This window comes from Antarctobacter sp. (assembly GCF_965277915.1).
In the GTDB taxonomy this organism is placed as follows: domain Bacteria; phylum Pseudomonadota; class Alphaproteobacteria; order Rhodobacterales; family Rhodobacteraceae; genus Antarctobacter.
Genome location: NZ_OZ255849.1, coordinates 1,417,234 through 1,440,563 on the forward strand (window position 1 = coordinate 1,417,234; position 23,330 = coordinate 1,440,563).

A 23,330-nucleotide genomic window follows, 5' to 3' on the forward strand; every position below is an offset into this window, starting at 1 on the left:
CGGAACCTTCACATGGTATTGGTAAATGAAAGCTTAACCAAACATGGCCGCCTGGCGGCAAGAGGCCGCCAAACGGTTAACAGGGCGCGGTTTTTCCGACAAACGGGCGGTCAGGCCGCGTCCATCGAGGCGGCGAAGCGCTCGAACAGGTAGAAACTGTCCTGCGGGCCGGGGCTGGCCTCGGGGTGGTGCTGCACGCTGAACACCGGGCGATCGGCCAGGCGGATGCCGCAGTTGGACCCGTCAAACAGCGAGACATGCGTTTCCAGCACTCCTTGCGGCAGTGTCTGGCTGTCTACGGCAAAGCCATGGTTCATCGAGGTGATCTCGACCTTGCCGGTGTCCATGTCCTTGACCGGATGGTTCGCGCCGTGATGGCCGTGGTTCATCTTGATGGTCTTGGCACCGACCGCCAGCGCCAGCATCTGGTGCCCGAGGCAGATGCCGAAGACCGGCAGCTTGGTGTCCGACAGCAACCGCTGGATCATCGGCACCGCGTAGGCGCCGGTGGCCGCCGGATCGCCGGGGCCGTTCGACAGGAAAACGCCGTCCGGCTCATGCGCCATGACATCGTCGAAGGTTGCCGTGGCGGGCAGAACCGTGACCTCGCAGCCGGCCGAAGCAAGGCAGCGCAGGATATTGCGCTTGGCGCCGTAGTCCACGGCGACAACCTTGTGCCGCGCCTGCTCCTGACGCTGGTAGCCATCGGGCCAGGCCCAACGCATCTCGTCCCAGCGATAGCTTTGCGCGCAGGTGACATCCAGCGCCAGATCCAGACCTTCGAGGCCCGGGAAGCCGCGCGCGGCGGCAACCAGCGCCTCTGTGTCGAAGTTGCCGTCGGGATCATGGGCCAGCGCGACATGCGGTGCCCCCTGCTGGCGGATGGCGCGGGTCAGGCGGCGGGTATCGACGCCGCCGATGGCGATGCGCCCGCGCGCCGCCAGCCAATCACCCAGTTCCTGCGCCGCGCGCCAGTTCGAGCTTTGCGTCGGCATCCATTTCACGACCATGCCCGCCGCCACCGGGTCGCCGGTCTCGTCATCGTCCGGGTTCACGCCGACATTGCCGATATGCGGAAAGGTGAAGGTGACGATCTGGCCCGCGTAAGAGGGATCGGTCATGATCTCCTGGTAGCCGGACATGGCCGTGTTGAAGCAGAGCTCTGCCGTTGTCTGGCCGGTGGCGCCAAAACCGGTGCCATAGAAAAGCGTCCCGTCGGCAAGGGCAAGGCAAGCGGTCGGGCGTGCGTGGGCGGCAGGCATGGCAGATCTCCGGATGGCGGCAAATTGGCCGGAACCTAAGGCCGCCCGGGGCGTTGGTCAAGTGCTTGGTTGAAAACAAAAATTGTTGTTTATCAAGACGTTGCCTCAAAATGCTGCGCTTGCAACAGGGGGCGTCCTGAAGTAGTGTCACAAATTCATGAACCGTGAGGGGATAAGGTCATGGAACTGCGTGCAAAGGTGAACGCGGCGGTCAAGCAGGCGATGAAGGACAAGGCACAGGATCGCCTGTCGACGCTGCGCCTGATCAACGCCGCCATCAAGGATCGCGACATCGCCGTCCGCGGGGAAGGCAATGAAACCGGGGTCGATGACACCGAAGTGCTGGCCATCCTTGGCAAGATGGTCAAGCAGCGCCGCGAAAGCGCCAAGAGCTATGAAGAGGCAGGCCGGCTGGACTTGGCCGAACGCGAAACCGCCGAGATCGAGGTGATCGAGGAATTCCTGCCGCGTGCATTGAACGACAAGGAGGTCGCCAAGGCAATCGACGCGGCAATGGCCGAGGTCGGCGCGGAATCGATCCGCGACATGGGCCGCGTCATGGGGGTGCTCAAGTCGAAATACACCGGCCAGATGGATTTCGGATCCGTCGGCCCCCGGGTCAAGGATCGTCTGTCGGCCTGACGGGCGGGAACTTGACGGGGATAAAAAGGACCGCCTTCCGGGGCGGCCTTTTTCGTGTTGGGGTCAGACCCATTGGAGTCAGGCGGTGGCCTCTGCCGGGTCATCTGCGATCTCCGGCACGGGAAAGCCATCGGCGATCAGCGCCAGTTCCGACGGATCGTCGATCCGGAAGCGTTCCACGAAGCGGGTCTTGAAACTGACCCGCCCACGGCGTGCGCCGAAATTCTCTCCGTGGTTCAGGACGTAGAGAACCGAGGGCTGTGACAGCGGCGCCAGCGACCGACCGGCCAACGCGGCGAGGTAGGGGAACATGCGGTGTTCGTGCTGGGTCATCGCCTGCAGGAAGGCGGTGCTTTGCTGCAGGTCCGGATCATGGGCCAGCGCCGCGCAGGAACCGCAGAGTTTCCAGAAGGGTTTGCGCATGGGCTCGCGCAGCGAGGGGCGATCGGCAAGGGCGATCGTCCCGGTCGCATCGTCCATGACAAAGCCGGACTGAACAAGATAGCCCCCCGGTGCCTGGCGGCGCAGCATCTCGCGCACGCTGCCCTGGCGCAGCAGGTCGTCGGCGTCGAAACTCATGACATAGGCGGGCGGCAGGTCCATGTCGTCAAGATGCGCGGTCAGCGCGGCGAGCTTCAGCCATTTGTCATTGCCGGGCTCCGGCGCCGAGAAGGGCAGGAAGGTGATGCGCGGGTCGTCGGGCAGGGGCGGGCGTTCCTGGCAGCAGATCACCGCTTGCCAGTTCGGGTCGTCCTGGGCGATGAAACAGTCCAGTGTCGCCGAGAGCCTGTCGCTCACCGCCTCCCAGTCGCCGACATGGTCCGGCCCCACCAGCGGGATCAGGAAAACCACGCGCTTGCGCAGCGGTGGCACGCGGGCTGCCAGGGCATCGCGCAGACGCAGGGCGGCGGCCTCGCTCGGGGCCGGAGTCAACCGCTCGATCCAGCCTTCGCGGTTCAGGGCCACCGACAGCCGCAACGCGGCCCGGTGCCATTTCGGGGTAGCGGGAACCTGCGCCATGCTTTCGCCTTCAGGGATTGGCCGCGCGGCGCACCGCGTCGGTCAGGTCGTTGAACAGGGCGCGGCGTTCGTCTTCGCTGAGGAAGGCGCCGATCTCGACCTCGCGGCCATTGCCCTTGAGCGTGACGTAATAGGGGACCGGCCCGCCGGACTCGTGGCAGGCGACCTTGACCCAGTAGGTGTTGCTTTCCCAGTCCTGCGTGTCGCCCTTGGGGTTGGTGCGGGTCAGATGCGTGACCTCGGGCGTGACGGTCAGCACCTCGAGGATGCGGCGGTCGCGCTGGTTGCGGCGCAGCGCATAATAGAGCGCCGCCGTCGCCGTTAGCATGAAGGGCAGGAGACCCCACAGCACCGCCGTCCCGATCACGCTGTAGAGCGGCACCGAGGCAAAGAGAAAGAAGCCCAGGATCATCGCGGCAAAGCCCTCGGCCGACAGGGAATTGTGCGGCCAAAGCTGCAGGACCTGTGAAGCTTCGCGTGGGGGCGTTGTCCAGTGATAAGGCATTGTTCCGTCGGAAAGGTTCCCGGCATCACCCCGGGTGCACGTCACACTGCGATATACAGCAGAATTGTTGTGGGTCAAAGTCCGGGTTCCCGGGCAACTGCTAAGGTCGGTGTCACAGAACCGGGAGGATGGCAGGATGTGCGTTTCGGAACAAAGGCGGGGACGGCGGCAATGGGCGCGCGGACTGACCACCACCGCCCTTGCACTGGTCCTGACGGGGGGCGTGGCGCTTGCCGATGTGGTCGATGCCCGGCGCCAGATCGACGATCATGTCGCGCGTGCCTTGGCCCGGGGCTGGGTCATGCCGGGGGTGCGCGACCTCGATCGTTATCACGGCGCGGACCTGGTGGAATTGCAGCAGGTCCTGGACATGACCGGGGGCGACGAGTGCGCCCGGGCGGTAATGACGGCGCTTTACCTGGATGCGCATCTGCCACCGGACATGGATGTGCTTTTCGATGACTACGCCATGTCGCTGCTGGAAATCTGGAAGATGCCGGACGAATGGGATCTCCTGTCGCTCATCGCCTCGGGCTGGACCAAGGTTGTGCTGGATGGTGCGAACACCGGGCGCAAGCTGGCGCTGACCCCGGAGGCGATCCTGGAGGCGAACCGGCAACGCGTGGCCGAGAACCGCGCCCGCTGGGTGCAGGAGATGGTGCAGCACGCGCTTATGAATGGCTGGGACGGCAATGTCGTGCTGCGGGCGCAGGGCATGCTGCGCGACAAGGCCGATCGCAACGTGGCAGAGATCGAGGCCGAGATGCTGCGCGCGGCAGAAGCGACGAGGGCTGCGCTGGCCGCGCGAGAAGCGGCCTATGCCGAGGCGGACCGGCGGTTCCGCAAATCCTACGAGGAGATATTCGGCCCGCCCAAGGTGCAGGGCGCGGTGCCAGAGCGCGATATCGGCAACGATGAGCGGCTTCGCATCATCGAGAACCTTCGCGACGACGCCAGGGCCGTCGCTGACCGTGCCTTTGACGCGGCGCTGTCCCGGATCGAGGCACGGCGCAATCGAGAGGTCGGCATCGACCTGCAGGAGGTGGCGCAGGCGCGGCTGCAGAGCCTCGCGCTGTCGCATTACGTCCTGCCGATCATCGAGGGCCGGTGCGCCGAGATTGCGCAGCGCATTAGCCTGGCCGATCCGGCTTTGCCGCCGGTGCGGAATGATCCGCGCCCGGGCGCGCCGCAGGGCGGGCATTGGGCGATGGTTTCGGAGGCAGGGATGACAACCTTTGCCGACAACAACAGCTGCTACGATCCGAAAGGGGCGGTCGGCGCCGGGAGCGGACAGTATGCCCGCAGCAAGCCACGCTGTGGCGCTGCCTGGGACGCCTATGTCGTGACCTATACCTGGGCCGCGCCACCTCCTTACCTTGTCCCGGGGCAGGAGGTGCTGCTCTCTGCCACCGTTCAGGGGGACTATGCCGCCGGCTGGGGGCATGGCGGGCTGTTCTACCATTTCGGCACCGAGGGCGAAAACTGTGCCAAGGGCTCTCGTGGGAGTGTCGAAATCGTGAAGGATCGTACCGACGGGTTCATCGGCACCGCCTACAACCAGGCACATTCGGCCGCATGGAGCGGCACGTTCGCGCCGCCCGAGGGCGCGCGCTACAAGGATGGCCGGTTTCAGATGACGGTCACGTTGCAGCCGCTGGGCTGCTATCGATACGTCTATGAATGGCGCGACGGCGGTTGATCCGGGTTCACCCGCACCAAAGGAAAAGGCCCCGGCAGATGCCGGGGCCTTTCGCGTTTCAGGTAAGAGCGTCCCTCAGTGGGCGGGGCTCTTGTCCCAGTCTTCCTGCTTCGGCAGCTGCTCGAAGGTGTGCTCCGGCGGCGGCGACGGCAGGGTCCATTCCAGCGTGTCCGCGTACTCGTTCCACGGGTTTGCCTCGGTGGCGCGGGCGCCACGGGTCAGGGCGTGGAACATGATCCCGAAGAACAGCACGAACGATGCGAAGGAGAGCAGCGCACCCCAGCTGGAGATGTAGTTCCAGGTGGCGAATGCCTCGGGGTAGTCGATGTACCGGCGCGGCATGCCCTGACGGCCCAGGAAGTGCTGCGGGAAGAAGGTCAGGTTTGCACCGATGAACATCATCCAGAAGTGGATCTTGCCCCAGAACTCGGAGTACATCCGGCCGCTCATCTTCGGGAAGTAGAAGTAGACACCCGCGAAGATCGCGAAGACGGCGCCGAGGCTCATCACGTAGTGGAAGTGCGCCACGACGTAGTAGGTGTCATGGTAGGCACGGTCGACGCCCGCCTGGCTCAGCACCACGCCGGTCACGCCGCCGACGGTGAAGAGGAACAGGAAGCCGAAGGCCCAGAGCATCGGGGTCTTCATCTCGATGGAGCCGCCCCACATGGTAGCGATCCAGCTGAACACCTTCACGCCCGTTGGCACCGCGATGACCATCGTGGCCAGCATGAAGTAGCTCTGCTGGGTCAGCGACATGCCGACGGTGTACATGTGGTGTGCCCAGACAACGAACCCCAGTGCGCCGATCGCGATGATGGCCCAGACCATCGGCAGATAGCCGAAGATCGGCTTGCGCGAGAAGGTCGCGATGACGTGGCTGATGATGCCGAACCCGGGCACGATCACGATGTAGACCTCGGGGTGACCGAAGAACCACAGGATGTGCTGGTAGAGCACCGGGTCACCGCCACCGGCCGGATCGAAGAAGGTCGTGCCGAAGTTGCGGTCCGTCAGCAGCATGGTGATCGCGCCGGCCAGAACGGGCAGCGACAGCAGGATCAGCCAGGAGGTGACGAAGATCGCCCAGGAGAACAGCGGCACCTTGAACAGGGTCATGCCCGGGGTCCGCATGTTCAGGAAGGTGGTGATCATGTTGATCGCGCCCAGGATCGACGACGCGCCAGAGACGTGGACGGCGAAAATCGCCAGGTCCATCGACATGCCGCCTTCGTTGACCGAGAGCGGCGGGTAAAGAACCCAGCCCACGCCGGACCCAAGCTGGTTGTTGCCGCCCGGTGCGAAGACAGAGCAGACCGCCAGGGTGGAGCCCGCGACATACAGCCAGAACGACAGGTTGTTCATCCGCGGAAACGCCATGTCCGGCGCGCCGATCTGCAGCGGCATGAAGTAGTTGCCGAAACCGCCGAACAGTGCCGGAATGACCACGAAGAACATCATCAGGATGCCGTGGCCGGTGATCAGCACGTTCCAGAGGTGGCCGTTGGGCGTACAGTTCTCGACCGCCGTCGGCAGGAAGCGCATGCCTTCCATGCACATGTACTGAACGCCCGGCGACATGAGTTCCATGCGCATGTAAACGGTGAAAACGACCGAAATGAGCCCGACGAACGCAGAGACGATCAGGTAGAGAATCCCGATGTCCTTGTGGTTCGTCGACATGAACCAACGGGTAAAGAACCCGCGGTTGTCTTCGTGCTCGTGGCCGTGAATGGCTGCATCTGCCATTGTTTGCCTCCTGCTGATCCCTATGCAGAGGACACGGAACGGGAATCCGTCCGGGCCCTAAGTTCGTTTCACGTTTTAGAATGTGACCCTAGGGGCGGCAATGGCCGGATTTGACGCAGATCAAACCTTTTTGTCGCAGAGGCTTGGGCCGGGGCTCCGGACGCGGGCAGGATCGGCCCGCACTCACACTCGCTGACCCCTTTCAACGGGGTTTTCGCATGGCTTTCCCGGACACGCCATTCGACCGCCGTTGCGTCCGGCGTAGGCGTCAGAGCGTGGCCCCGCGTTGGACGGCTGTTAGCACACGGTCTGCCCTGCGCAGATCACCCCGACCACGTCCCGGGGCAGGGTCGGGAAAACCCTAGGTATGGCTTACCCGACTGTCAGGAGGCTGCGTGTTTTTCTAGGTTTGGCGCAACTGCTGCATCCGGAAGGGATTTGGAAAATGGCATATTTCGACAACGGCTTTGTCTCGAACCGCATCACCCTCCGCCAGCGCCTCGCGCGCCTGTTCGAGACCCCCTTCGACCGCCGTTACCGACAGCGCACCGCCCGCATCGACGCGTTGCGCGCACTGTCGGACGCCGAACTGTCCCGGCGCGGCATTGCCCGCGAGGACATTCTCTTTCACGTCTTTTCGGGCAAGGCCTGATCGCGGACGTGACGCCGTTTGACGCGGCGCCAAGGTTTCAATGACCAATCCTTATTCGGGCTTCCCGCCCATCCGTTCTTTCGATGATTGTCCAAGGGGGCGTTGTGAGTGCGCCCCCTTTATTCATGCCTGCCCGGTCCCTTGCCTGTCGCCAGAAGCCGGACCGGGGTCCGGTATTCCGGACGGCCCGGCTTTCCCGACTTATGGGGCAGGGCGCCAGTGCCTAGATTGAACCCATCAGCCACACACGGCATGACCCAACCGGGGGAGTTCAAGATGGCCTATTGCGAAAACAGTTTCGCTTCCAACCGTGCCACCCTGCGCAAGCGCTTGGCGCGCGCCTTTGAGACCCCCTTTGATCGCCGCTATCGCCAGCGCACCCGTGAAATCGAAGCCCTGCGAAAACTGTCCGACCGCGAACTGGTCGCGTGGCCTTGCCCGTAAGGGCATCCTGTTCCGGTCTTTACCGGCGCGGACTGACGCCGCCCCCTGGAACCCGTGTGGCTTGAGCATGACCTCGCCTGCACGGTTGAGGATCGGGACAGTCGGGCCGTGATCCGCGCGCGTTATTTCGGCGGGTGCCAGGCCACCTCGGGCGTCAGCTTGTACGACCATGGCAAGCCCGCATTTTTCCAGCCGTTGATGTCCCTGCGGCCGGTTTCGGCGTTCAGGTCGCCTTCGATCCCTTCGAAGAGGGCGTAGACTTGTATATATCCCGCAGCGGCAAGTGCATCGACCGCGCGCGCGGTGCGACCGCCGGTCTGGCAACTGACGAAGACCGGATCGGACGGGCTGCGGCCAAGTCGCTCCATCACCGCGTTCACCTCATCGACGAAGGCGGGATTGGGGTCCATGCCGTAGGCGCCGCGCTTGGCGTTGTAGGTGTAGGACACAAAGCGAAAGGGCACCACGGCATCGACCGGATCGGGATGGCCGACGAACATCACCTCGACCGGATCCCGCACATCGACAAAGACTATGTCCGGATTTGCCGAAAGCGCCGTCGCGGCTTCCTGAGAGGTCAGGTAGAGACCCAGTTTGGTCCTTTCCTTTTCCGGCACATCCGCCGCGGTGACGCTGGATGTGATGTCAGCGGCAAGGGCCGGGTAAGCCAGCAGGGCGGCGATTATTGCTGTCACGATCGTTTTCATTTTGAACCTCCTCTTCGACACTGAGAACAGGTTGCGGGACGCGGTGGGACCCGGCCTTGATCCCAATCAAAATCAGGGAATTGGCGGTGGGATCGTGCGGCGAAGACCGCCCTGCGCGCTCGGCCAGAGATCGGGTCGGGAATTCCCTAGGTGGGGCTTACCAGACTGTCTGGAGGCCGCGTTTTGTTCTAGGTTTGGGGCATCTGCCGCACCCGGAGGGCGAAATTCAAATGGCCTATTTCGAAAACAGTTTCGTTTCCAGCCGTGCCACCCTACGCCAGCGCCTGGCGCGCGCCCTTGAGACCCCTTTTGATCGCCGCTATCGCCAGCGCACCGCCCGCATCGACGCGTTGCGCGCTCTGTCGGACGCCGAACTGACACAACGAGGCATCGCCCGCGAAGACATCCTGCTCCACGTCTTTTCGGGCAAGCCCTGAGACTGCCGGTCCGGGCGTGCTGCCACCATAGCCCGGACCGTGGAACGATTTGCAAGCACCTGGACATTTAAGACATTGGCGGGGGAAATTTGATCTGCCCCCAGGGGCGAGGACAGCGGTCCTTGCCCCTTTTCCTTGTCCGCGTCATCCCGCGGATCCGTTCGTCCGCAAGGTGCGTCTGCCCGATCAGGCCGGATCTTCGGCGGGCTGCGCCATGACCGCGTCGAACTGCGCCCGGAGCGCCACGTCCAGGTCATCCATCGTCACCGGCAGGCCGAGATCGACCAGTGAGGTCACACCGTAATCGCTGATTCCGCAGGGCACGATGCCCTCGAAATGCTCCAGCTCGGGCTCCACGTTGATCGAGATGCCGTGAAAGCTGACCCAGCGGCGCAGGCGGATGCCGATGGCGGCGATCTTGTCCTCCGCCATGCGTCCGTCCGCCAGCGGCGGTTTCTCGGGGCGTTCGATCCAGACGCCGACGCGGCCCTCGCGGATATGACCGACCAGGTTGAACTCTGCCAGCGTGGCGATCACCCAGGCCTCGAGATCCTGCACGAACCGGCGGATGTCGCGGCCCCGCTTGTTGAGGTCCAGCATGACATAGACGACCCGCTGGCCGGGGCCGTGATAGGTGTATTGTCCGCCGCGCTTGGAGGTGTAGACCGGAAAGCGGTCGGGGTCTTTCAGGTCCTCGACCCTGGCCGAGGTGCCGGCGGTATAGAGCGGCGGGTGCTCAAGCAGCCAGATACACTCCTCCGCACGCCCTTCTGCGATGGCACTGGCGCGGTCCTCCATGAAGGCAAGCGCCTCTTCGTAGGGCACCAGTTCCTCGCTGATCTTCCATTCCATTCCTGTCAACGGGGCACGTCCCCCGCCTCCTTCAAAACCGGGCAGATCCGCCCGGCTGACCGGTTCGTTTCCTGCCTGTCACGGTCAGGACCGCCTGACGGCCACAACATCCGACTTGACCGCTGAGCACCCTGGTCGAACGACGTCAAGCGCCACGCGCACAACAGGCCCCGAGGTGGCCACCAAGTCCATCCGGAACGCCACGCGGTGTGGATGATCACATAATGCCATTCGATGCAAAGCGCCACCAGCGGGCCGGGCAAGGCGCGTTGGCGCGCGGAATGGATTTTTGTCGTTTTTCCTCTTCACATCGTCCACGCGCTTCGCTAGAGACCCTCCCACCAAGTCAAGACAGTGCGGTCGTGGCGGAATTGGTAGACGCGCAGCGTTGAGGTCGCTGTGGGGTAACTCCCGTGGAAGTTCGAGTCTTCTCGACCGCACCATTCTCTCCTGAATTGACATTGTCCTTTGCGCCTCAGCATGCTGTCGCGTGGCGCTCGATATCGGCTGCCTTGGGCGGCCTTCCTGTTTTCGCCAGCCAGACACGGAACCGGACTGGCCGGGGAAGGTCGGCCGGTCCTGCATGCGCAGAACCGTCCGCAGTCGCCGGATCGGCTCAGGCGGCCAGGGAGGTGCCGGAAAACCGGTCGACCAGGGATTGCGGCAAGAGCCGTGCGCAGGAGATGCGGGGCCTCTCCATTTCGGTGATCGACGCGTCCTCGCCATAGAGGGCCAGGTATTCATCGTAGTTGTCGAAAGCGCGGCGGGCGACGTAATCGATGTAGCATTCGGCCTCGGCGCCTTCCGCAAGGATCAACTCGTGCCCCTCGGTCTCGACATGATAGACGGTGTAGCGGTCTCCGACGGTTTCGATCGGCTCCCAGCGGATCGTTTCGCCGTTGACTAGGGCCGAGGCATTGACCAGCATTCCATCGAGATGCAGGGCATGATCCGCCGTCAAGAGCAGGTCGCGCCGCGGCAATCCGGAACCAAGCGCCCCTGCCGCGATCTGCACCGGGCGGACCCGCTCCGCGGGATTGAACCGGGGAAAGACGGTCTGGCGACCGATCCATCTGACAACCGTCGTCCCGGTCGGTGTGTCGATCATCTGTCCGATGTCCAGGTCCTGCACGGCGATGGCACCATCCGGCGTGTCGATTGCCGTCCCCTCAAGAAAGCATGTCGGGTAAGCAGAGGTGTTGAACGTCGCATAATCGAGCGTGGCCGGAATGACGAAGTCGTGGGGAGACATCGACTCGGGAAACCAGAGACGGGTAACGCCGGCAATAGAGCTGTTGCTGACCGGCAGACGCATTGTCCCACCCGCGACAAGAGCGACCTCGACGGTTCCCTGAAACGGATTGGTGGTGCCCCAGATCGAGTCGCCCGCTTCGAAGGTGCCATCGCCTTCGCCGTCATCGAGGGCTTCGTTGTAGGGCCTGTAGGAATCACTCGATACGACGCCACTGGTCCCGGAATATTGCTGACTGAATCCTGCTTTGAAACTGGCCAAGATATTGCCTCCATTCACTTTGACCCAGTCGTCGCGTCTGGGCCGGTGGATGTCAACATTGGGGTATTTGGCGTTTCCGGGTCAGATCCGGGAGAGCACCTCCTGCAACAGACGCTCGGCGGCGCGCGACAGTTTGCGGCTGCCGTCGCGCAGGACGAAATAGGGCGGCACGACGATCGAACGGCGCATTTTCAGGGCGGTCAGGTTTGCCCCGATGTCGGAATGCACCAGCAGTTCCTTGACCTCGTTCGATTGCGGCAGGATGGCCTGCACGCGCGCGACCTGCGCGAGCGCCACCAGAAGCGATGAACTGTTCAGCACCCTTGGCGGGATCGGAACCCCGGCGGTGTGAAAGGCGGATTCAACCGACTCGCGGATCGGCATGCCGCGTTCCTGCATCACCCAAGGATAGCCGATCAGCTCGGACATTTCGACGTTCTGGCGCGATACCAGGGGATGCGTGTCATGGACCAGCAGGGCGACGACTTCGGTCCGGGCGGGGTGGACGTGGAACAACCGGCTGTCATGGCCCGGTGGAATGCGCCCCAGCACAAAGTCGTAGCGCCCCTCTTCCAAGTCGCGGATCAGCACGCGTGAGGGTGCCACGTCAACGCTGATTTCCAGATCTGGGCTGTCCTGATGCACCGCCTGCACGGCAGGCATCAGGACGCCCACAGCCGGTCCGGTGACCGAGCCCACCCGGACCTCGCCCAGGGCGCCGGACTGGATGTGGCGCAACTCGTCCTCCAGCGTGCGCACCTCGGCCAGGATCACCCGTGCGTGGCGGACAAAGACCTCTCCGGCCTGCGACATGACCATGCCCTTGGGGTGGCGGACAAAAAGCGGGCTGCCGATATTGGTTTCGATCTCGGCCAGGATGCGCGAGGCGGCCGGCTGAGAGATCGCGACCGCCTGTGCGGCCAGCTGCAACTGCTGTGTCTCTGCGATCTTCAGCACCAGGTCCAGGTGCGCGGGTTTGATCCGCCGGGCAATGTCCATCACGTTCGCTCATAACATTTTTGATATGCAGTACAGCATAATCGGAATTTTACAGGTATACAGTCTCGATTTACGGTCGCGCTCGGATCCACTGGGTCCGAAACACAGATAAGGCGTCGCCGCAGGAGGGCACGCCGACCTTGGGAGGTTACCAATGAACATGAAACTTCTGCTCGCTTCGGCGGCAGTGGCGCTGTCCAGCTATGGCGCCGTTGCCGAAACCGTTGGCATCGCGATGCCGACGAAATCCTCGTCGCGCTGGATCTCTGACGGCGAGTCGATGGTCGAACAGTTCAAGGCCGCAGGCTATGACACCATCCTGCAGTACGCCGAGGACGACATTCCCAACCAGCTGGCGCAGATCGAGAACATGATCACCAACGGCGTCGATGTGCTGGTGATCGCGGCCATCGACGGCACCACCCTGTCGAGCGCTCTGGAAAACGCCTATTACGCAGATATCCAGGTCATCGCCTATGACCGGCTGATCCGCGACAGCGAATATGTCAGCTATTACGCCACCTTCGACAACTTCAAGGTCGGCGTGCAGCAGGCGACCAGTCTCGTGAACGGCCTCGAAGAGCGTTTCGGCGACGGCCCCTACAACGTCGAGCTGTTCGGCGGCTCTCCGGACGACAACAACGCCTATTTCTTCTACGATGGCGCCATGTCGGTGCTGCAGCCACTGATCGAGGACGGAACCATCAACATCGTGTCGGGCCAGATGGGCATGGACACGGTCGGCACCCTGCGCTGGGACGGTGCGGTGGCACAGGCCCGCATGGATAACCTGCTGTCGGCTCATTACACCGATGAGCGCGTGCACGGTGTCCTGTCGCCCTACGATGGTCTGTCCATCGGCATCATCTCCTCGCTCAAGGGCGTGGGCTATGGCTCGGGCGACCTGGAAATGCCGATCGTCACCGGCCAGGACGCCGAGATCCGCTCGATCAAGTCGATGCTGGCGGGCGAGCAGTATTCGACCGTCTTCAAGGACACCCGCGAACTGGCGCGCGTGACCGTGGGCATGGTCGAGGCCCTGCTGAAAGGCGGCGAGCCCGAGATCAACGACACCACCACCTATGACAACGGCGTCAAGGTCGTGCCCTCCTACCTGCTGGAACCGGTCTCGGTCGACCTGTCGAACTGGGAAGACGTGATCATCGGCTCCGGCTACTACACGATGGACCAGGTCCAGTAACAGGTTACTCCCGGGGTCCGTCCGGCGCCATGCGCGGCGGGCGGGCCTTGGCAACCACCAGAAAATTGGGGAGTGGGGATGACGGCGCTACTGGAAATGCGCGGGATCACCAAGGAGTTTCCTGGGGTCAAGGCGCTGGACTCGGTCAACCTGACCGTAAGGGAAGGCGAGATTCACGCGCTGGTCGGGGAAAACGGCGCGGGCAAATCGACCCTGATGAAAGTCCTGTCCGGGGTCTACCCGGCGGGCAGCTACGACGGCGAAATTCACTATGACGGCGCGCTGGCCGAGTTCGCGGATATCTCGGACTCCGAGGAAAAGGGCGTCATCATCATCCACCAGGAACTGGCGCTTGTGCCGCTGCTGTCGATTGCGGAAAACCTGTTTCTGGGCAATGAACGCGCACGCGGCGGCATCATCAACTGGCGTGAGACCAACCGGCGCACAGAGGACCTGTTGCGCAAGGTCGGCCTCAAAGAACCGCCCAGCACGCTGGTCGACAAGCTGGGCGTGGGCAAGCAGCAACTGGTCGAGATCGCCAAGGCCCTGTCCAAGGAAGTGCGCCTGCTGATTCTCGACGAGCCGACGGCGGCGCTGTCGGAAAGCGACAGCCAGGCGCTGCTGGACCTGATGCTGGAACTCAAGCAGCAGGGTGTCACGCAGATCATCATCAGCCACAAGCTGAACGAGGTTCGCCGCGTCGCGGACTCGGTGACGGTGATCCGAGACGGTTCCACGGTGTCCACGATGGATGCCCGGACCCGGGACATCACCGAGGACACCATCGTGCGCGACATGGTGGGCCGCGACATGGCGCACCGCTACCCGGCGCGGGAACGGCGCGCGGGCGAGGTGCTGATGGAGGTCAAGGACTGGAACGTCTGGCATCCGCTGCACGCCGACCGCCAGGTGATCCATGACGTCAACATGGCCGTCCGCGCGGGCGAGGTCGTGGGCATCGCGGGCCTTATGGGGGCCGGGCGCACCGAACTGGCCATGAGCATCTTTGGCCGCTCCTACGGGCGCAACATCTCGGGCCGTGTCGAGATCGGCGGCAAGCCGGTGGACGTCGGCACCGTCAGCAAGGCGATCGAGGCCGGGCTGGCCTATGTCACCGAGGACCGCAAGTCGCTGGGCCTCATTCTCGAGGAAACCATCCAGCGCAACATCACGATGGCCAACCTCGAAGAGGTGGCCCGCGGCCAGGTGCTGAACGAAAGCGCCGAGACCCGCGTGGCCGAGGACTATCGCAAGGCGCTGAACATCCGCACGCCGGGCGTCTTTCAGCGGGTGATGAACCTTTCGGGCGGCAACCAGCAGAAGGTTGTCCTGTCGAAATGGCTGTTTGCCAAGCCCGAGGTGCTGATCCTGGATGAACCCACGCGCGGCATCGACGTCGGCGCCAAGTTCGAGATCTACGGGATCATCAACGACCTCTCCGCGCAGGGGAAGGGCGTGGTCATGATCTCCTCGGAAATGCCCGAACTCCTGGGCATGTGTGACCGCATCTACGTAATGAACGAGGGCGCATTCGTCGGCGAACTGAGTGCCGAGGACGCCAGCCAGGAGCGCATCATGTCGCTCATCGTGACCGAATAAGGGAGCCTGTGATGGACTTTGCAGAGCATGGGGCCGAGGCGCCCGAAAAGCAGGGGATCGGCGAATACCTCGTCCGGCACCTGCGCGAATACGGGCTGCTGTTCGCGCTGATCGCGATCATGGCCTTTTTCCAGATCGTCACCGACGGCACGCTGTTGAAGCCGGTGAACGTCACCAACCTGCTGTTGCAGAACAGCTATATCGTCATCATGGCGCTGGGGATGCTGATCGTCATCGTCTCGGGCAACATCGACTTGTCGGTCGGCTCCGTCATGGGGTTCGTCGGCGCGCTGGCGGCCGTCATGATCGTGGAATGGGAAATGTCCACGGCGGTCACCATGGTCACCTGCCTTGTCGCCGGGGGCCTGATCGGTGCCGCCCAGGGCTATTGGATCGCCTACTGGAAGATCCCCTCGTTCATCGTGACGCTGGCGGGGATGCTGGTGTTCCGGGGCGCGTCCCTGTGGCTGCTCGAAGGTCAGTCGCTGGGCCCGTTCCCGCGTGAATTCCAGATGCTGGCCAACGGGTTCGTGCCGGACATCTTCCCCCAAGGCGTGTCCCAGGCCGTCGCGGACCTGCTGGGCCAGAAACGGGTCAACGTGCTGGCGCTGTGCACCGGCCTTGTCGCCGCCGGGCTGATCGTCTGGATGGAACTCAAGGCGCGCGCCCAGAACAAGGCCTATGGCATGGCGGGCGAACCGCAGGCCTTTTTCGTGGCCCGCATCGGCATTGTCGCGATTGCGCTGATCTTCATCCTGTTCAAGCTGTCGACCTTCCGCGGGCTGCCCAACGTGCTGATCACCATGGGCGTGCTGACCATCATCTATGCCTTCTTCACCGGGCGCACGGTGACCGGCCGGCGCATCTATGCGCTGGGCGGCAACGAAAAGGCGGCCAAGCTCTCGGGGATCAAGACCGAGCGGCTGACCTTCCTCGCCTTCGTCAACATGGGCGTGTTGGCCGGGATCGCGGGCATGGTCTTTGCGGCGCGCCTGAATTCGGCCACGCCAAAGGCGGGTTTCGCGCTGGAACTCGACGTGATCGCGGCGGTCTTCATCGGCGGGGCCTCCATGTCCGGCGGCGTCGGCAAGATCGTCGGCGCGGTGGTCGGCGCCTTCCTGATGGGCGTGCTGAACAACGGCATGTCGATCATGGGCATCGGCATCGACTATCAGCAGGTGATCAAGGGGCTGGTCCTGCTCGCTGCCGTGATCTTCGACGTCTACAACAAATCGAAACAGGGGTGACGGTGCGCCTTCGGGCGCATCTCCCCAAGCGAAGGAGGCAAGCAGATGGCGTTCAAACCGGCAGAATGGCCCCGCAAACTGCGCAGCCAGGAATGGTACGGCGGCAGCACCAAGGACGTGATCTATCACCGCGGCTGGCTCAAGAACCAGGGCTATCCCGAGGACCTGTTCGACGGGCGCCCGATCATCGGCATCCTGAACACATGGTCTGACCTGACGCCCTGCAACGGCCACCTGCGCGAGTTGTCGGAAAAGGTGAAGGCAGGCATCTGGGAGGCCGGCGGTTTCCCGGTCGAGGTGCCGGTGTTCAGCGCCTCGGAAAACACCTTCCGGCCCACGGCGATGATGTTCCGCAACCTCGCCGCCTTGTCGATCGAGGAACAGATCCGCGGCCAGCCGATGGACGGTTGCGTGCTGATGGTGGGCTGTGACAAGACCACGCCCTCGCTGCTCATGGCGGCGGCCTCCTGCGATCTGCCCTCGATCGTCGTGACCGGCGGGCCGATGCTGAACGGCTGGTTCCAGGGCGAACGCGTCGGCGCGGGCACCCACCTCTGGCGGTTCTCCGAGGCGGTGAAGGCCGGTGAGATGACGCAGGACGAATTCCTCGAGGCCGAGGCCGCCGTCACCCGCTCGTCCGGCACCTGCAATACCATGGGCACGGCCTCCTCGATGGCGTCGATGTGCGAGGCGCTGGGCATGGCGTTGTCCGGCAATGCCGCGATCCCCGCGGTGGACAGCCGTCGCCGCGTCATGGCGCAGCTGACGGGCCGGCGTATCGTGCAGATGGTCAAGGACGATCTGAAACCCTCGGACGTGCTGACCCGCGAAGCCTTTGAAAATGCGATCCGCACCAATGGCGCGGTGGGCGGCTCTACCAATACGGTGGTGCACCTGCTGGCGATTGCGGGCCGTGTCGGCGTGGACATCACGCTGGACGACTGGGACCGCTGCGGGCGCGACATTGCCACGATCCTGAACCTCCAGCCCTCGGGCGAATACCTGATGGAAGAATTCTTTTACGCCGGCGGCCTGCCCGTGGTGCTGAAACGGCTGGGCGAGGGCGGCAAGCTGCACAAGGACGCGTTGACCGTGTCCGGGAGCACGATCTGGGACGAGGTCAAGGACGCCAGGAACTGGAACGAGGATGTGATCCTGCCGGTCGACAAGCCGCTGACCGACCAGGGCGGGATTGCCGTGCTCAAGGGCAACCTGGCCCCCAAGGGGGCGGTGCTGAAACCCTCTGCCGCCTCGAAGCACCTGATGCAGCACCGGGGCAGGGCGGTCGTCTTCGAGGACATCGACGACTACAAGGCCAAGATCAACGACGACGACCTGGACATAGACGAGACCTGTATCATGGTGCTCAAGAACTGCGGGCCCAAAGGCTATCCCGGCATGTCCGAGGTCGGCAACATGGGCCTGCCGCCCAAGGTTCTGAAAAAGGGCATCAAGGACATGATCCGCATTTCCGATGCCCGCATGTCCGGCACCGCCTATGGCACCGTGATCCTGCACACCTCGCCCGAGGCAGCGGCAGGCGGACCGTTGGCGGTGGTGAAAAACGGCGACATGATCGAGGTCGACGTGCCCGCGCGACGCGTGCACCTGGATGTCACCGACGAAGAATTGCAGGCCCGCCTGGCAGAATGGACGCCGACCCATGAACGCCCGGCAAGTGGTTATGCCTGGTTGCACCAGCAGCATGTCGAGGGCGCCGACACCGGCGCCGACCTGGATTTTCTCAAGGGCTGCCGCGGCGCCCCGGTGGGAAGGGACTCGCATTGATGGAAATCGCACTTGTTGGCATCGGCAAGATCGCCCTGGATCAGCACGTACCGGCCATCGCCGCCTCGCAGGACTGGGATCTTGCCGCCACCGTCTCGCGCAAGGGCAGCGTCGAGGGGGTCGAGAGCTTCACCGATTTCGCCGAACTGCTGGAGCGGCGGAGCGACATTCGCGTCGTCTCGCTCTGCCTGCCGCCGGTGCCGCGCTTTGACTATGCCGCCGCCGCCATCGCGGCGGGTCGCCATGTCATGCTTGAAAAGCCGCCCGGCGCATCCCTGTCGGAATGTCACCGGCTGATCGACATGGCGCGCGCGCAGCGTGTCTCGCTTTTTGCCACCTGGCATTCGCGCGAGGCGCCGATGGTGGGCGCGGCCAAGGCCTGGCTGGCGGACAAGACCCTCCGCCGGTTGCAGATCACCTGGAAAGAGGACGTGCGCCGCTGGCATCCCGGCCAGGACTGGATCTGGGAACCGGGTGGCCTCGGTGTCTTTGATCCGGGCATCAACGCGCTGTCGATCCTGACGGAGATCCTTCCCGACGCCATCCACCTGAGCGAGGCCACTCTGGAAGTGCCGGAGAACAAGCAGGGGCCGATCGCGGCCAGCCTGCGCTTTGCTCACCCGGCGGGTGCGGAGGTCGGCGCCGTCTTTGACTGGCGCCAGGACGGCGACCAGATCTGGACCATCGCGGCCGAGACCGACAAGGGCCGGCTGGACCTGCATGACGGCGGCGCGCGCATGGTCATCGACGGTGTCGAGCAAACCGCCGATGGCCCCGCGCTGGACGGTGAATACCCGCGCCTCTACGCCCGCATGGCCGAGCTTGTCGCCACGGGCGGCAGCGACGTGGATCTGTCGCCCATGCGCCATGTGGCCGATGCCTTCCTGCTGGGCCGACGCGAGACCGTTGCCCCCTTCCACGAATAAGCGCTTGCGCGCATCCGATACCCAGAAAGGACCTGCCATGAAAACGCCCCTGACCGGCATTCTCCCCGTTGCGCCCACCCCCTTCCACGATGATGGCCGCGTCGACGAAGAGGGGATGCGCCGCGTTCTGGACTGCATCATCGACCAGGGCGTGGATGCGATCTGCATCCTCGCCAACTACTCGGAACAGTTCGTCTTGTCGGACGAGGAACGCGCCACGCTCATGCGCATCAGCCTGGAGCATGTCGCGGGCCGCGTCCCCGTGATTGTCACGATCAGCCATTTCAGCACCGAAATCGTCGTCGACCGGGCCAAGGCCGCGCAGTCGCTGGGCGCGTCGATGGTGATGATGATGCCGCCCTATCACGGGGTCGGGCTGGTTCCGTCCGAGGCCGGGATCTACGAGCAGTTCCGCGCCGTTTCCGACGCGACCTCGATCCCGATCATGGTGCAGGATGCGCCCCTGTCGGGCTGCCAGATGTCGGTACCGCTCTTGGCGCGCATGGCGCGCGAGTTGGAAAACGTCAGCTATTTCAAGATGGAAATGCCCTTTGCCGCCGACAAGCTGGCGGCGCTGATCGAGGCCGGGGGCAAGGATATCATCGGCCCCTTCGACGGCGAGGAGGCGGTGACGCTGCTGGCCGACCTCGACGCCGGGTGCACCGGCACCATGACCTCGGGCCTGCAGTGCGAGCACATTGGTGTCATCATCCGCAGCTATCTTGCGGGTGACAAGGACACCGCTCTGGCCCAATGGACGAAGTGCCTGCCGCTGATCAACCATGAGAACCGCCAGTGCGGGCTGCGCGCCTGCAAGGTGGTGATGAAAGAAGGCGGCGTGATTGGATCCGATCACGTCCGCCACCCGTTGAAACCCATGACCCCGCGCACGCGGGAGCGCCTGCTGCAACTCGCGGGCGACCTCGACCTCATCGCCCTGAAATGGGGCAAGTAAAGGAGTTCTCGACATGCTGGACAAAAGCAGCTTCACCCCCCACGGTCGTCATCTGATCGCGGGAGAGTGGGTCTCCGGAGAGACGACCTTCACCTCGGAGCCGGCGCATGGCCCGGCGCATGACTATTCCGTCGGCACGCCGGCGTTGATCGACCGGGCCTGCGAGGCGGCCGAGGCGGCCTTCTGGTCCTACGGCTACACGAGCCGCGAAGAGCGCGCCGCCTTTCTCAACGCCATCGCCGACGAGATCGAGGCGCGCGGTGAGCAGATTACCGAGATCGGCACGCAGGAAACCGGCCTGCCCGAGGCCCGCCTGCAGGGCGAGCGCGGCCGCACCACCGGCCAGCTGCGCCTTTTCGCCAGCCACATCCTCGACGGTGCCTACCTGGATCGCCGCCACGACACGGCCTTGCCCGACCGCCAGCCGCTGCCGCGCCCGGACCTGAAGATGGTCCAGCGCCCGATCGGGCCGGTCGCGGTCTTCGGCGCCTCGAACTTTCCGCTGGCCTTTTCCACCGCCGGCGGCGACACGGCATCGGCGCTGGCCGCCGGTTGCCCGGTGGTGGTCAAGGGCCACTCGGCCCATCCCGGCACCGGCGAGATCGTCGCCGAGGCCATCCATGCGGCCATCAAGAAGACCGGCGTCCATCCCGGCACCTTCAGCCTGATCCAGGGCGGCAAGCGCGACGTGGGCCAGGCGCTGGTGCAGCACCCGCTGATCCGCGCGGTGGGCTTCACCGGCTCGCTCGGCGGCGGCCGGGCGCTGTTCGATCTCTGCGCGCAACGCCCCGAGCCGATCCCCTTCTTCGGCGAGCTGGGCAGCGTCAACCCGATGTTCCTGCTTCCGCAGGCGGTGAAGGCGCGCGGCGCGCAGATCGGCGAAGGCTGGGCCGCCTCGCTGACCATGGGGGCCGGGCAGTTCTGTACCAACCCCGGCATCGCCGTGGTCGAGATGGGCGAGGCCGGCGACGCCTTTGTCAGCGCCGCCGCCGAGGCGCTGAAGGGCGTCGCGACCCAATGCATGCTGACCGACGGTATCGCGGAGGCGTATAAGAACGGTAAACAGCGCTTCGACACGCGCAACCCGGTGCGCCCGGTGCTGACCACCGACAGCGACGGCCGCAATGCCTCGCCCAATCTCTACGAGACGGACGCCGAGCATTACCTGCAGGATCATGCGCTTGGCGAAGAGGTCTTTGGCCCGCTGGGTCTTGTCGTGCGGGTATCCGGCCCCGACGAGATGGAGCAACTGGCGCGCGGTTTCGAGGGCCAGCTGACGGCGACGCTGCACATGGACGAGGGCGACACGGGGCTTGCGCAACGCCTGATGCCGGTGCTGGAGCGCAAGGCCGGGCGGCTGCTGGTGAACGGCTTTCCGACCGGGGTCGAGGTGGCCGACGCGATGGTCCACGGCGGGCCGTACCCGGCCTCGACCAACTTCGGCGCGACCTCGGTGGGCACCCTGGCCATCCGCCGCTTCCTGCGCCCGGTCTGCTACCAGAACCTCCCCGACGCCCTGCTGCCCGGCGACCTGCGATAATTCAAACGCCAAAGACGATGGAAAGGCCCGGCGGCTTGCCGGGCCTTTTTCATGCGCGCCTTTGGGTGCACGGCCGCAGGAACTCTCGTCACACTGGGCGGGTATTGACTTGGGTCATGTCGCAGGGCGCCCCGTCCTGTAGGGCTGGGCATGTCCGTGGGCGGGTCGGGGAAAGGGGTTGCAGGCCATGAAGATTGAAAACAGGACATTCGACGAACTGAAACCGGGGGACACCGCCGCGCTGCGGCGCCTGTGCACGCAGGACGACCTGATCGTCTTTGCCAATGTCTCGGGCAATCACAACCCGATGCATGTCTTCAACGTGGACGGCGATGGCGACGGCGAACCGGAGGCCGTGGCGCCGGGGATGTTCGTGGGGGCACTGGTTTCCGCGGTGCTGGGCAACATGCTGCCCGGGGCGGGGACGCTGTATCATGCGCAAAGCCTTGTCTTTCACAACCGCGCCCATGCAGGAGACGAACTGGAAAGCCGCGTCACCGTCACCGACCGCAACGACCAGACCGGCATCGTGACGCTTGCGACAGAGGTCACACGACCGGCGGATGGCGCGCTGATCCTCTCTGGTGTGGCCGAAGTCGAGGCACCGCGCCGCAAGACCAGCTATTCCAGCCATGACCTGCCGGGGCTCATCGTCCAGCGTCATCGGCATTTCGAGAAGCTGCTGGCCAAAGCCGCCCCCCTGCCGCCGCTGGTGACGGCGGTGATCGCACCGGAAGAGCCGAACTCGCTGGGCGGGGCACTGCTGGCGCGCGATCACACGTTGATCACCCCGATCCTCGTCGGCTGCCCGGACAGGATCGCGGCCACGGCAGAAGACCTGGGGCAGAGCCTCGACGGGGTCGAGATCGTGACCGAACGGGATCACGTCGCCGCCGCCCGTCGCGCCGTGGCGCTGGTGACAGAGGGGCGGGCGGCTGCGCTGATGAAGGGCCATCTGCACACCGACGATTTGCTGCGCGCGGCATTGGACAAGCAGACCGGCCTGCGCGCGGGGCGTCGCTTTACCCATGTCTTCGTGATGGACGTGCCCGGGCTGGCGCACCCGCTGCTGGTGACGGACGCGGCAATCAACATCGCGCCCGATCTGAAGGCCAAGAAGGACATCGTCCAGAATGCCGTCGACCTGGCAATCAGCATCGGCATCGAGGAACCCAAGGTCGGCGTGCTGTCGGCGGTGGAAACGGTGAACCCCGACATCCCGTCCTCGGTCGATGCGGCGCTCTTGTCCAAGATGGCCGAGCGCAAGCAGATCACCGGCGGGCTGGTGGACGGCCCACTGGCGATGGACAATGCGGTCGATATCGCCGCAGCACGGACAAAGGGGATTTTCTCGCCGGTTGCGGGCCGGGCAGAGGTGCTGGTGGTGCCGGACATCGACGCGGGCAACATGCTGGCCAAGCAGCTGACCTATATCAGCCACGCCGAGGCAGCGGGGCTGGTGCTGGGCGCGCGGGTGCCGATCATCCTCAACAGCCGCGCCGACGATGACATGTCTCGGCTGGCCTCCTGTGCGGTGGCGGCGCTGCACCATGCGCGCATCACGGGAACAGGGTGAGGGCGCATGCGCCGGCC

General features: G+C 64.5%; 20 protein-coding genes, 1 tRNA gene and 1 pseudogene. 14 read left to right on the top strand and 8 right to left on the bottom strand.

Features of this window, described 5'->3' with window-relative positions:
* Nucleotides 1–110: 110 nt before the first annotated feature.
* Nucleotides 111–1,262 (bottom strand): glutamine-hydrolyzing carbamoyl-phosphate synthase small subunit, encoded by a 1,152-nt coding sequence (carA, locus tag ACQY5B_RS07705; protein ID WP_305971841.1) that lies wholly within the window; start codon nt 1,260–1,262, stop codon nt 111–113.
* Nucleotides 1,263–1,442: 180 nt separating this feature from the next.
* On the opposite strand from carA, the gene ACQY5B_RS07710 reads away from it, so the two are divergent.
* A complete protein-coding gene (locus ACQY5B_RS07710) occupies nt 1,443–1,904 on the top strand; it encodes a GatB/YqeY domain-containing protein (RefSeq protein WP_043144328.1) in 462 nt (153 codons plus the stop codon).
* A gap of 78 nt (nt 1,905–1,982) precedes the next feature.
* Here the strand turns inward: ACQY5B_RS07710 and ACQY5B_RS07715 are convergent, their stop codons facing one another.
* Nucleotides 1,983–2,924: a hypothetical protein gene (locus ACQY5B_RS07715; RefSeq protein ID WP_305971842.1), complete on the bottom strand. Its 942-nt coding sequence runs from the start codon at nt 2,922–2,924 to the stop codon at nt 1,983–1,985.
* Nucleotides 2,925–2,934: 10 nt separating this feature from the next.
* Nucleotides 2,935–3,429, bottom strand: coding sequence for a DUF2244 domain-containing protein (locus ACQY5B_RS07720; protein ID WP_420325715.1), 495 nt, complete (start codon nt 3,427–3,429; stop codon nt 2,935–2,937).
* A gap of 136 nt (nt 3,430–3,565) precedes the next feature.
* Between ACQY5B_RS07720 and ACQY5B_RS07725 the strand changes: the two genes are divergently transcribed.
* A complete protein-coding gene (locus tag ACQY5B_RS07725) occupies nt 3,566–5,128 on the top strand; it encodes a hypothetical protein (protein WP_420325714.1) in 1,563 nt (520 codons plus the stop codon).
* A gap of 75 nt (nt 5,129–5,203) precedes the next feature.
* Here the strand turns inward: ACQY5B_RS07725 and ctaD are convergent, their stop codons facing one another.
* Entirely contained in the window at nt 5,204–6,877 is a 1,674-nt protein-coding gene (gene ctaD / locus ACQY5B_RS07730) for a cytochrome c oxidase subunit I (RefSeq protein WP_420325713.1), read from the bottom strand.
* A gap of 445 nt (nt 6,878–7,322) precedes the next feature.
* Between ctaD and ACQY5B_RS07735 the strand changes: the two genes are divergently transcribed.
* Together ACQY5B_RS07735 and ACQY5B_RS07740 are read left to right on the top strand one after the other, a co-directional pair.
* Complete coding sequence (locus ACQY5B_RS07735; RefSeq protein ID WP_305971846.1) at nt 7,323–7,529, top strand: hypothetical protein; 207 nt, start codon at nt 7,323–7,325, stop codon at nt 7,527–7,529.
* A 252-nt stretch (nt 7,530–7,781) separates the two neighbouring features.
* Nucleotides 7,782–7,973: a hypothetical protein gene (locus tag ACQY5B_RS07740; protein ID WP_420325712.1), complete on the top strand. Its 192-nt coding sequence runs from the start codon at nt 7,782–7,784 to the stop codon at nt 7,971–7,973.
* A 122-nt stretch (nt 7,974–8,095) separates the two neighbouring features.
* Here ACQY5B_RS07740 and ACQY5B_RS07745 read toward each other — a convergent pair whose 3' ends face one another.
* Nucleotides 8,096–8,680: a rhodanese-like domain-containing protein gene (locus ACQY5B_RS07745; protein ID WP_420325711.1), complete on the bottom strand. Its 585-nt coding sequence runs from the start codon at nt 8,678–8,680 to the stop codon at nt 8,096–8,098.
* A 230-nt stretch (nt 8,681–8,910) separates the two neighbouring features.
* Between ACQY5B_RS07745 and ACQY5B_RS07750 the strand changes: the two genes are divergently transcribed.
* Complete coding sequence (locus ACQY5B_RS07750) at nt 8,911–9,117, top strand: hypothetical protein (RefSeq protein WP_420325710.1); 207 nt, start codon at nt 8,911–8,913, stop codon at nt 9,115–9,117.
* A gap of 186 nt (nt 9,118–9,303) precedes the next feature.
* Here the strand turns inward: ACQY5B_RS07750 and lipB are convergent, their stop codons facing one another.
* Nucleotides 9,304–9,969, bottom strand: a complete 666-nt coding sequence (gene lipB, locus ACQY5B_RS07755; protein ID WP_305971850.1) for a lipoyl(octanoyl) transferase LipB — start codon at nt 9,967–9,969, stop codon at nt 9,304–9,306.
* Nucleotides 9,970–10,325: 356 nt separating this feature from the next.
* Here lipB and ACQY5B_RS07760 point away from each other — a divergent pair.
* Nucleotides 10,326–10,412: transfer RNA gene (locus tag ACQY5B_RS07760), tRNA-Leu, on the top strand.
* A 173-nt stretch (nt 10,413–10,585) separates the two neighbouring features.
* Here ACQY5B_RS07760 and ACQY5B_RS07765 read toward each other — a convergent pair.
* Together ACQY5B_RS07765 and ACQY5B_RS07770 are read right to left on the bottom strand one after the other, a co-directional pair.
* Entirely contained in the window at nt 10,586–11,482 is an 897-nt protein-coding gene (locus ACQY5B_RS07765) for a Hint domain-containing protein (protein ID WP_420325709.1), read from the bottom strand.
* A gap of 81 nt (nt 11,483–11,563) precedes the next feature.
* Complete coding sequence (locus tag ACQY5B_RS07770; RefSeq protein ID WP_420325708.1) at nt 11,564–12,481, bottom strand: LysR family transcriptional regulator; 918 nt, start codon at nt 12,479–12,481, stop codon at nt 11,564–11,566.
* A gap of 154 nt (nt 12,482–12,635) precedes the next feature.
* On the opposite strand from ACQY5B_RS07770, the gene chvE reads away from it, so the two are divergent.
* From chvE to ACQY5B_RS07810, 8 genes and pseudogenes are all read left to right on the top strand, one after another.
* The gene (chvE, locus tag ACQY5B_RS07775; RefSeq protein WP_420325707.1) at nt 12,636–13,682 is read left to right on the top strand and encodes a multiple monosaccharide ABC transporter substrate-binding protein; all 1,047 of its coding nucleotides are present in this window, start codon (nt 12,636–12,638) and stop codon (nt 13,680–13,682) included.
* A 123-nt stretch (nt 13,683–13,805) separates the two neighbouring features.
* Nucleotides 13,806–15,281 (top strand): annotated as a pseudogene (mmsA, locus tag ACQY5B_RS07780) (multiple monosaccharide ABC transporter ATP-binding protein); the annotation flags it as partial.
* An 11-nt stretch (nt 15,282–15,292) separates the two neighbouring features.
* Nucleotides 15,293–16,528: a multiple monosaccharide ABC transporter permease gene (gene mmsB / locus ACQY5B_RS07785; RefSeq protein ID WP_420325706.1), complete on the top strand. Its 1,236-nt coding sequence runs from the start codon at nt 15,293–15,295 to the stop codon at nt 16,526–16,528.
* A gap of 45 nt (nt 16,529–16,573) precedes the next feature.
* Nucleotides 16,574–18,316, top strand: coding sequence for an L-arabinonate dehydratase (gene araD, locus ACQY5B_RS07790; RefSeq protein ID WP_420325705.1), 1,743 nt, complete (start codon nt 16,574–16,576; stop codon nt 18,314–18,316).
* Nucleotides 18,316–19,242: a Gfo/Idh/MocA family protein gene (locus ACQY5B_RS07795; protein ID WP_420325704.1), complete on the top strand. Its 927-nt coding sequence runs from the start codon at nt 18,316–18,318 to the stop codon at nt 19,240–19,242. Before araD ends, ACQY5B_RS07795 begins: the two co-directional genes overlap by 1 nt.
* A gap of 37 nt (nt 19,243–19,279) precedes the next feature.
* Nucleotides 19,280–20,197 (top strand): dihydrodipicolinate synthase family protein, encoded by a 918-nt coding sequence (locus ACQY5B_RS07800; RefSeq protein ID WP_420325703.1) that lies wholly within the window; start codon nt 19,280–19,282, stop codon nt 20,195–20,197.
* A gap of 13 nt (nt 20,198–20,210) precedes the next feature.
* Nucleotides 20,211–21,737 carry an aldehyde dehydrogenase (NADP(+)) gene (locus ACQY5B_RS07805; RefSeq protein ID WP_420325702.1) on the top strand — a complete coding sequence of 509 codons (1,527 nt, stop codon included), beginning with the start codon at nt 20,211–20,213 and terminating at the stop codon, nt 21,735–21,737.
* 187 nt (nt 21,738–21,924) lie between these two features.
* Entirely contained in the window at nt 21,925–23,313 is a 1,389-nt protein-coding gene (locus tag ACQY5B_RS07810; RefSeq protein WP_420325701.1) for a bifunctional enoyl-CoA hydratase/phosphate acetyltransferase, read from the top strand.
* Nucleotides 23,314–23,330 lie beyond the last annotated feature (17 nt).

What these genes read in the sequence shown, in the direction of transcription:
- ACQY5B_RS07795 (WP_420325704.1), top strand. Translation starts at nt 18,316, where the DNA reads ATGGAAATCGCACTTGTTGGCATCGGCAAGATCGCCCTGGATCAGCAC.
- ACQY5B_RS07710 (WP_043144328.1), top strand. Translation starts at nt 1,443, where the DNA reads ATGGAACTGCGTGCAAAGGTGAACGCGGCGGTCAAGCAGGCGATGAAG.
- araD (WP_420325705.1), top strand. Translation starts at nt 16,574, where the DNA reads ATGGCGTTCAAACCGGCAGAATGGCCCCGCAAACTGCGCAGCCAGGAA.
- ACQY5B_RS07750 (WP_420325710.1), top strand. Translation starts at nt 8,911, where the DNA reads ATGGCCTATTTCGAAAACAGTTTCGTTTCCAGCCGTGCCACCCTACGC.
- ACQY5B_RS07770 (WP_420325708.1), bottom strand. Translation starts at nt 12,481, where the DNA reads ATGGACATTGCCCGGCGGATCAAACCCGCGCACCTGGACCTGGTGCTG.
- carA (WP_305971841.1), bottom strand. Translation starts at nt 1,262, where the DNA reads ATGCCTGCCGCCCACGCACGCCCGACCGCTTGCCTTGCCCTTGCCGAC.
- ACQY5B_RS07810 (WP_420325701.1), top strand. Translation starts at nt 21,925, where the DNA reads ATGAAGATTGAAAACAGGACATTCGACGAACTGAAACCGGGGGACACC.
- ACQY5B_RS07725 (WP_420325714.1), top strand. Translation starts at nt 3,566, where the DNA reads ATGTGCGTTTCGGAACAAAGGCGGGGACGGCGGCAATGGGCGCGCGGA.
- mmsB (WP_420325706.1), top strand. Translation starts at nt 15,293, where the DNA reads ATGGACTTTGCAGAGCATGGGGCCGAGGCGCCCGAAAAGCAGGGGATC.
- ACQY5B_RS07745 (WP_420325711.1), bottom strand. Translation starts at nt 8,680, where the DNA reads ATGAAAACGATCGTGACAGCAATAATCGCCGCCCTGCTGGCTTACCCG.
- ACQY5B_RS07715 (WP_305971842.1), bottom strand. Translation starts at nt 2,924, where the DNA reads ATGGCGCAGGTTCCCGCTACCCCGAAATGGCACCGGGCCGCGTTGCGG.
- ACQY5B_RS07800 (WP_420325703.1), top strand. Translation starts at nt 19,280, where the DNA reads ATGAAAACGCCCCTGACCGGCATTCTCCCCGTTGCGCCCACCCCCTTC.
- chvE (WP_420325707.1), top strand. Translation starts at nt 12,636, where the DNA reads ATGAACATGAAACTTCTGCTCGCTTCGGCGGCAGTGGCGCTGTCCAGC.
- ACQY5B_RS07740 (WP_420325712.1), top strand. Translation starts at nt 7,782, where the DNA reads ATGACCCAACCGGGGGAGTTCAAGATGGCCTATTGCGAAAACAGTTTC.
- ACQY5B_RS07805 (WP_420325702.1), top strand. Translation starts at nt 20,211, where the DNA reads ATGCTGGACAAAAGCAGCTTCACCCCCCACGGTCGTCATCTGATCGCG.
- lipB (WP_305971850.1), bottom strand. Translation starts at nt 9,969, where the DNA reads ATGGAATGGAAGATCAGCGAGGAACTGGTGCCCTACGAAGAGGCGCTT.
- ctaD (WP_420325713.1), bottom strand. Translation starts at nt 6,877, where the DNA reads ATGGCAGATGCAGCCATTCACGGCCACGAGCACGAAGACAACCGCGGG.
- ACQY5B_RS07735 (WP_305971846.1), top strand. Translation starts at nt 7,323, where the DNA reads ATGGCATATTTCGACAACGGCTTTGTCTCGAACCGCATCACCCTCCGC.
- ACQY5B_RS07720 (WP_420325715.1), bottom strand. Translation starts at nt 3,429, where the DNA reads ATGCCTTATCACTGGACAACGCCCCCACGCGAAGCTTCACAGGTCCTG.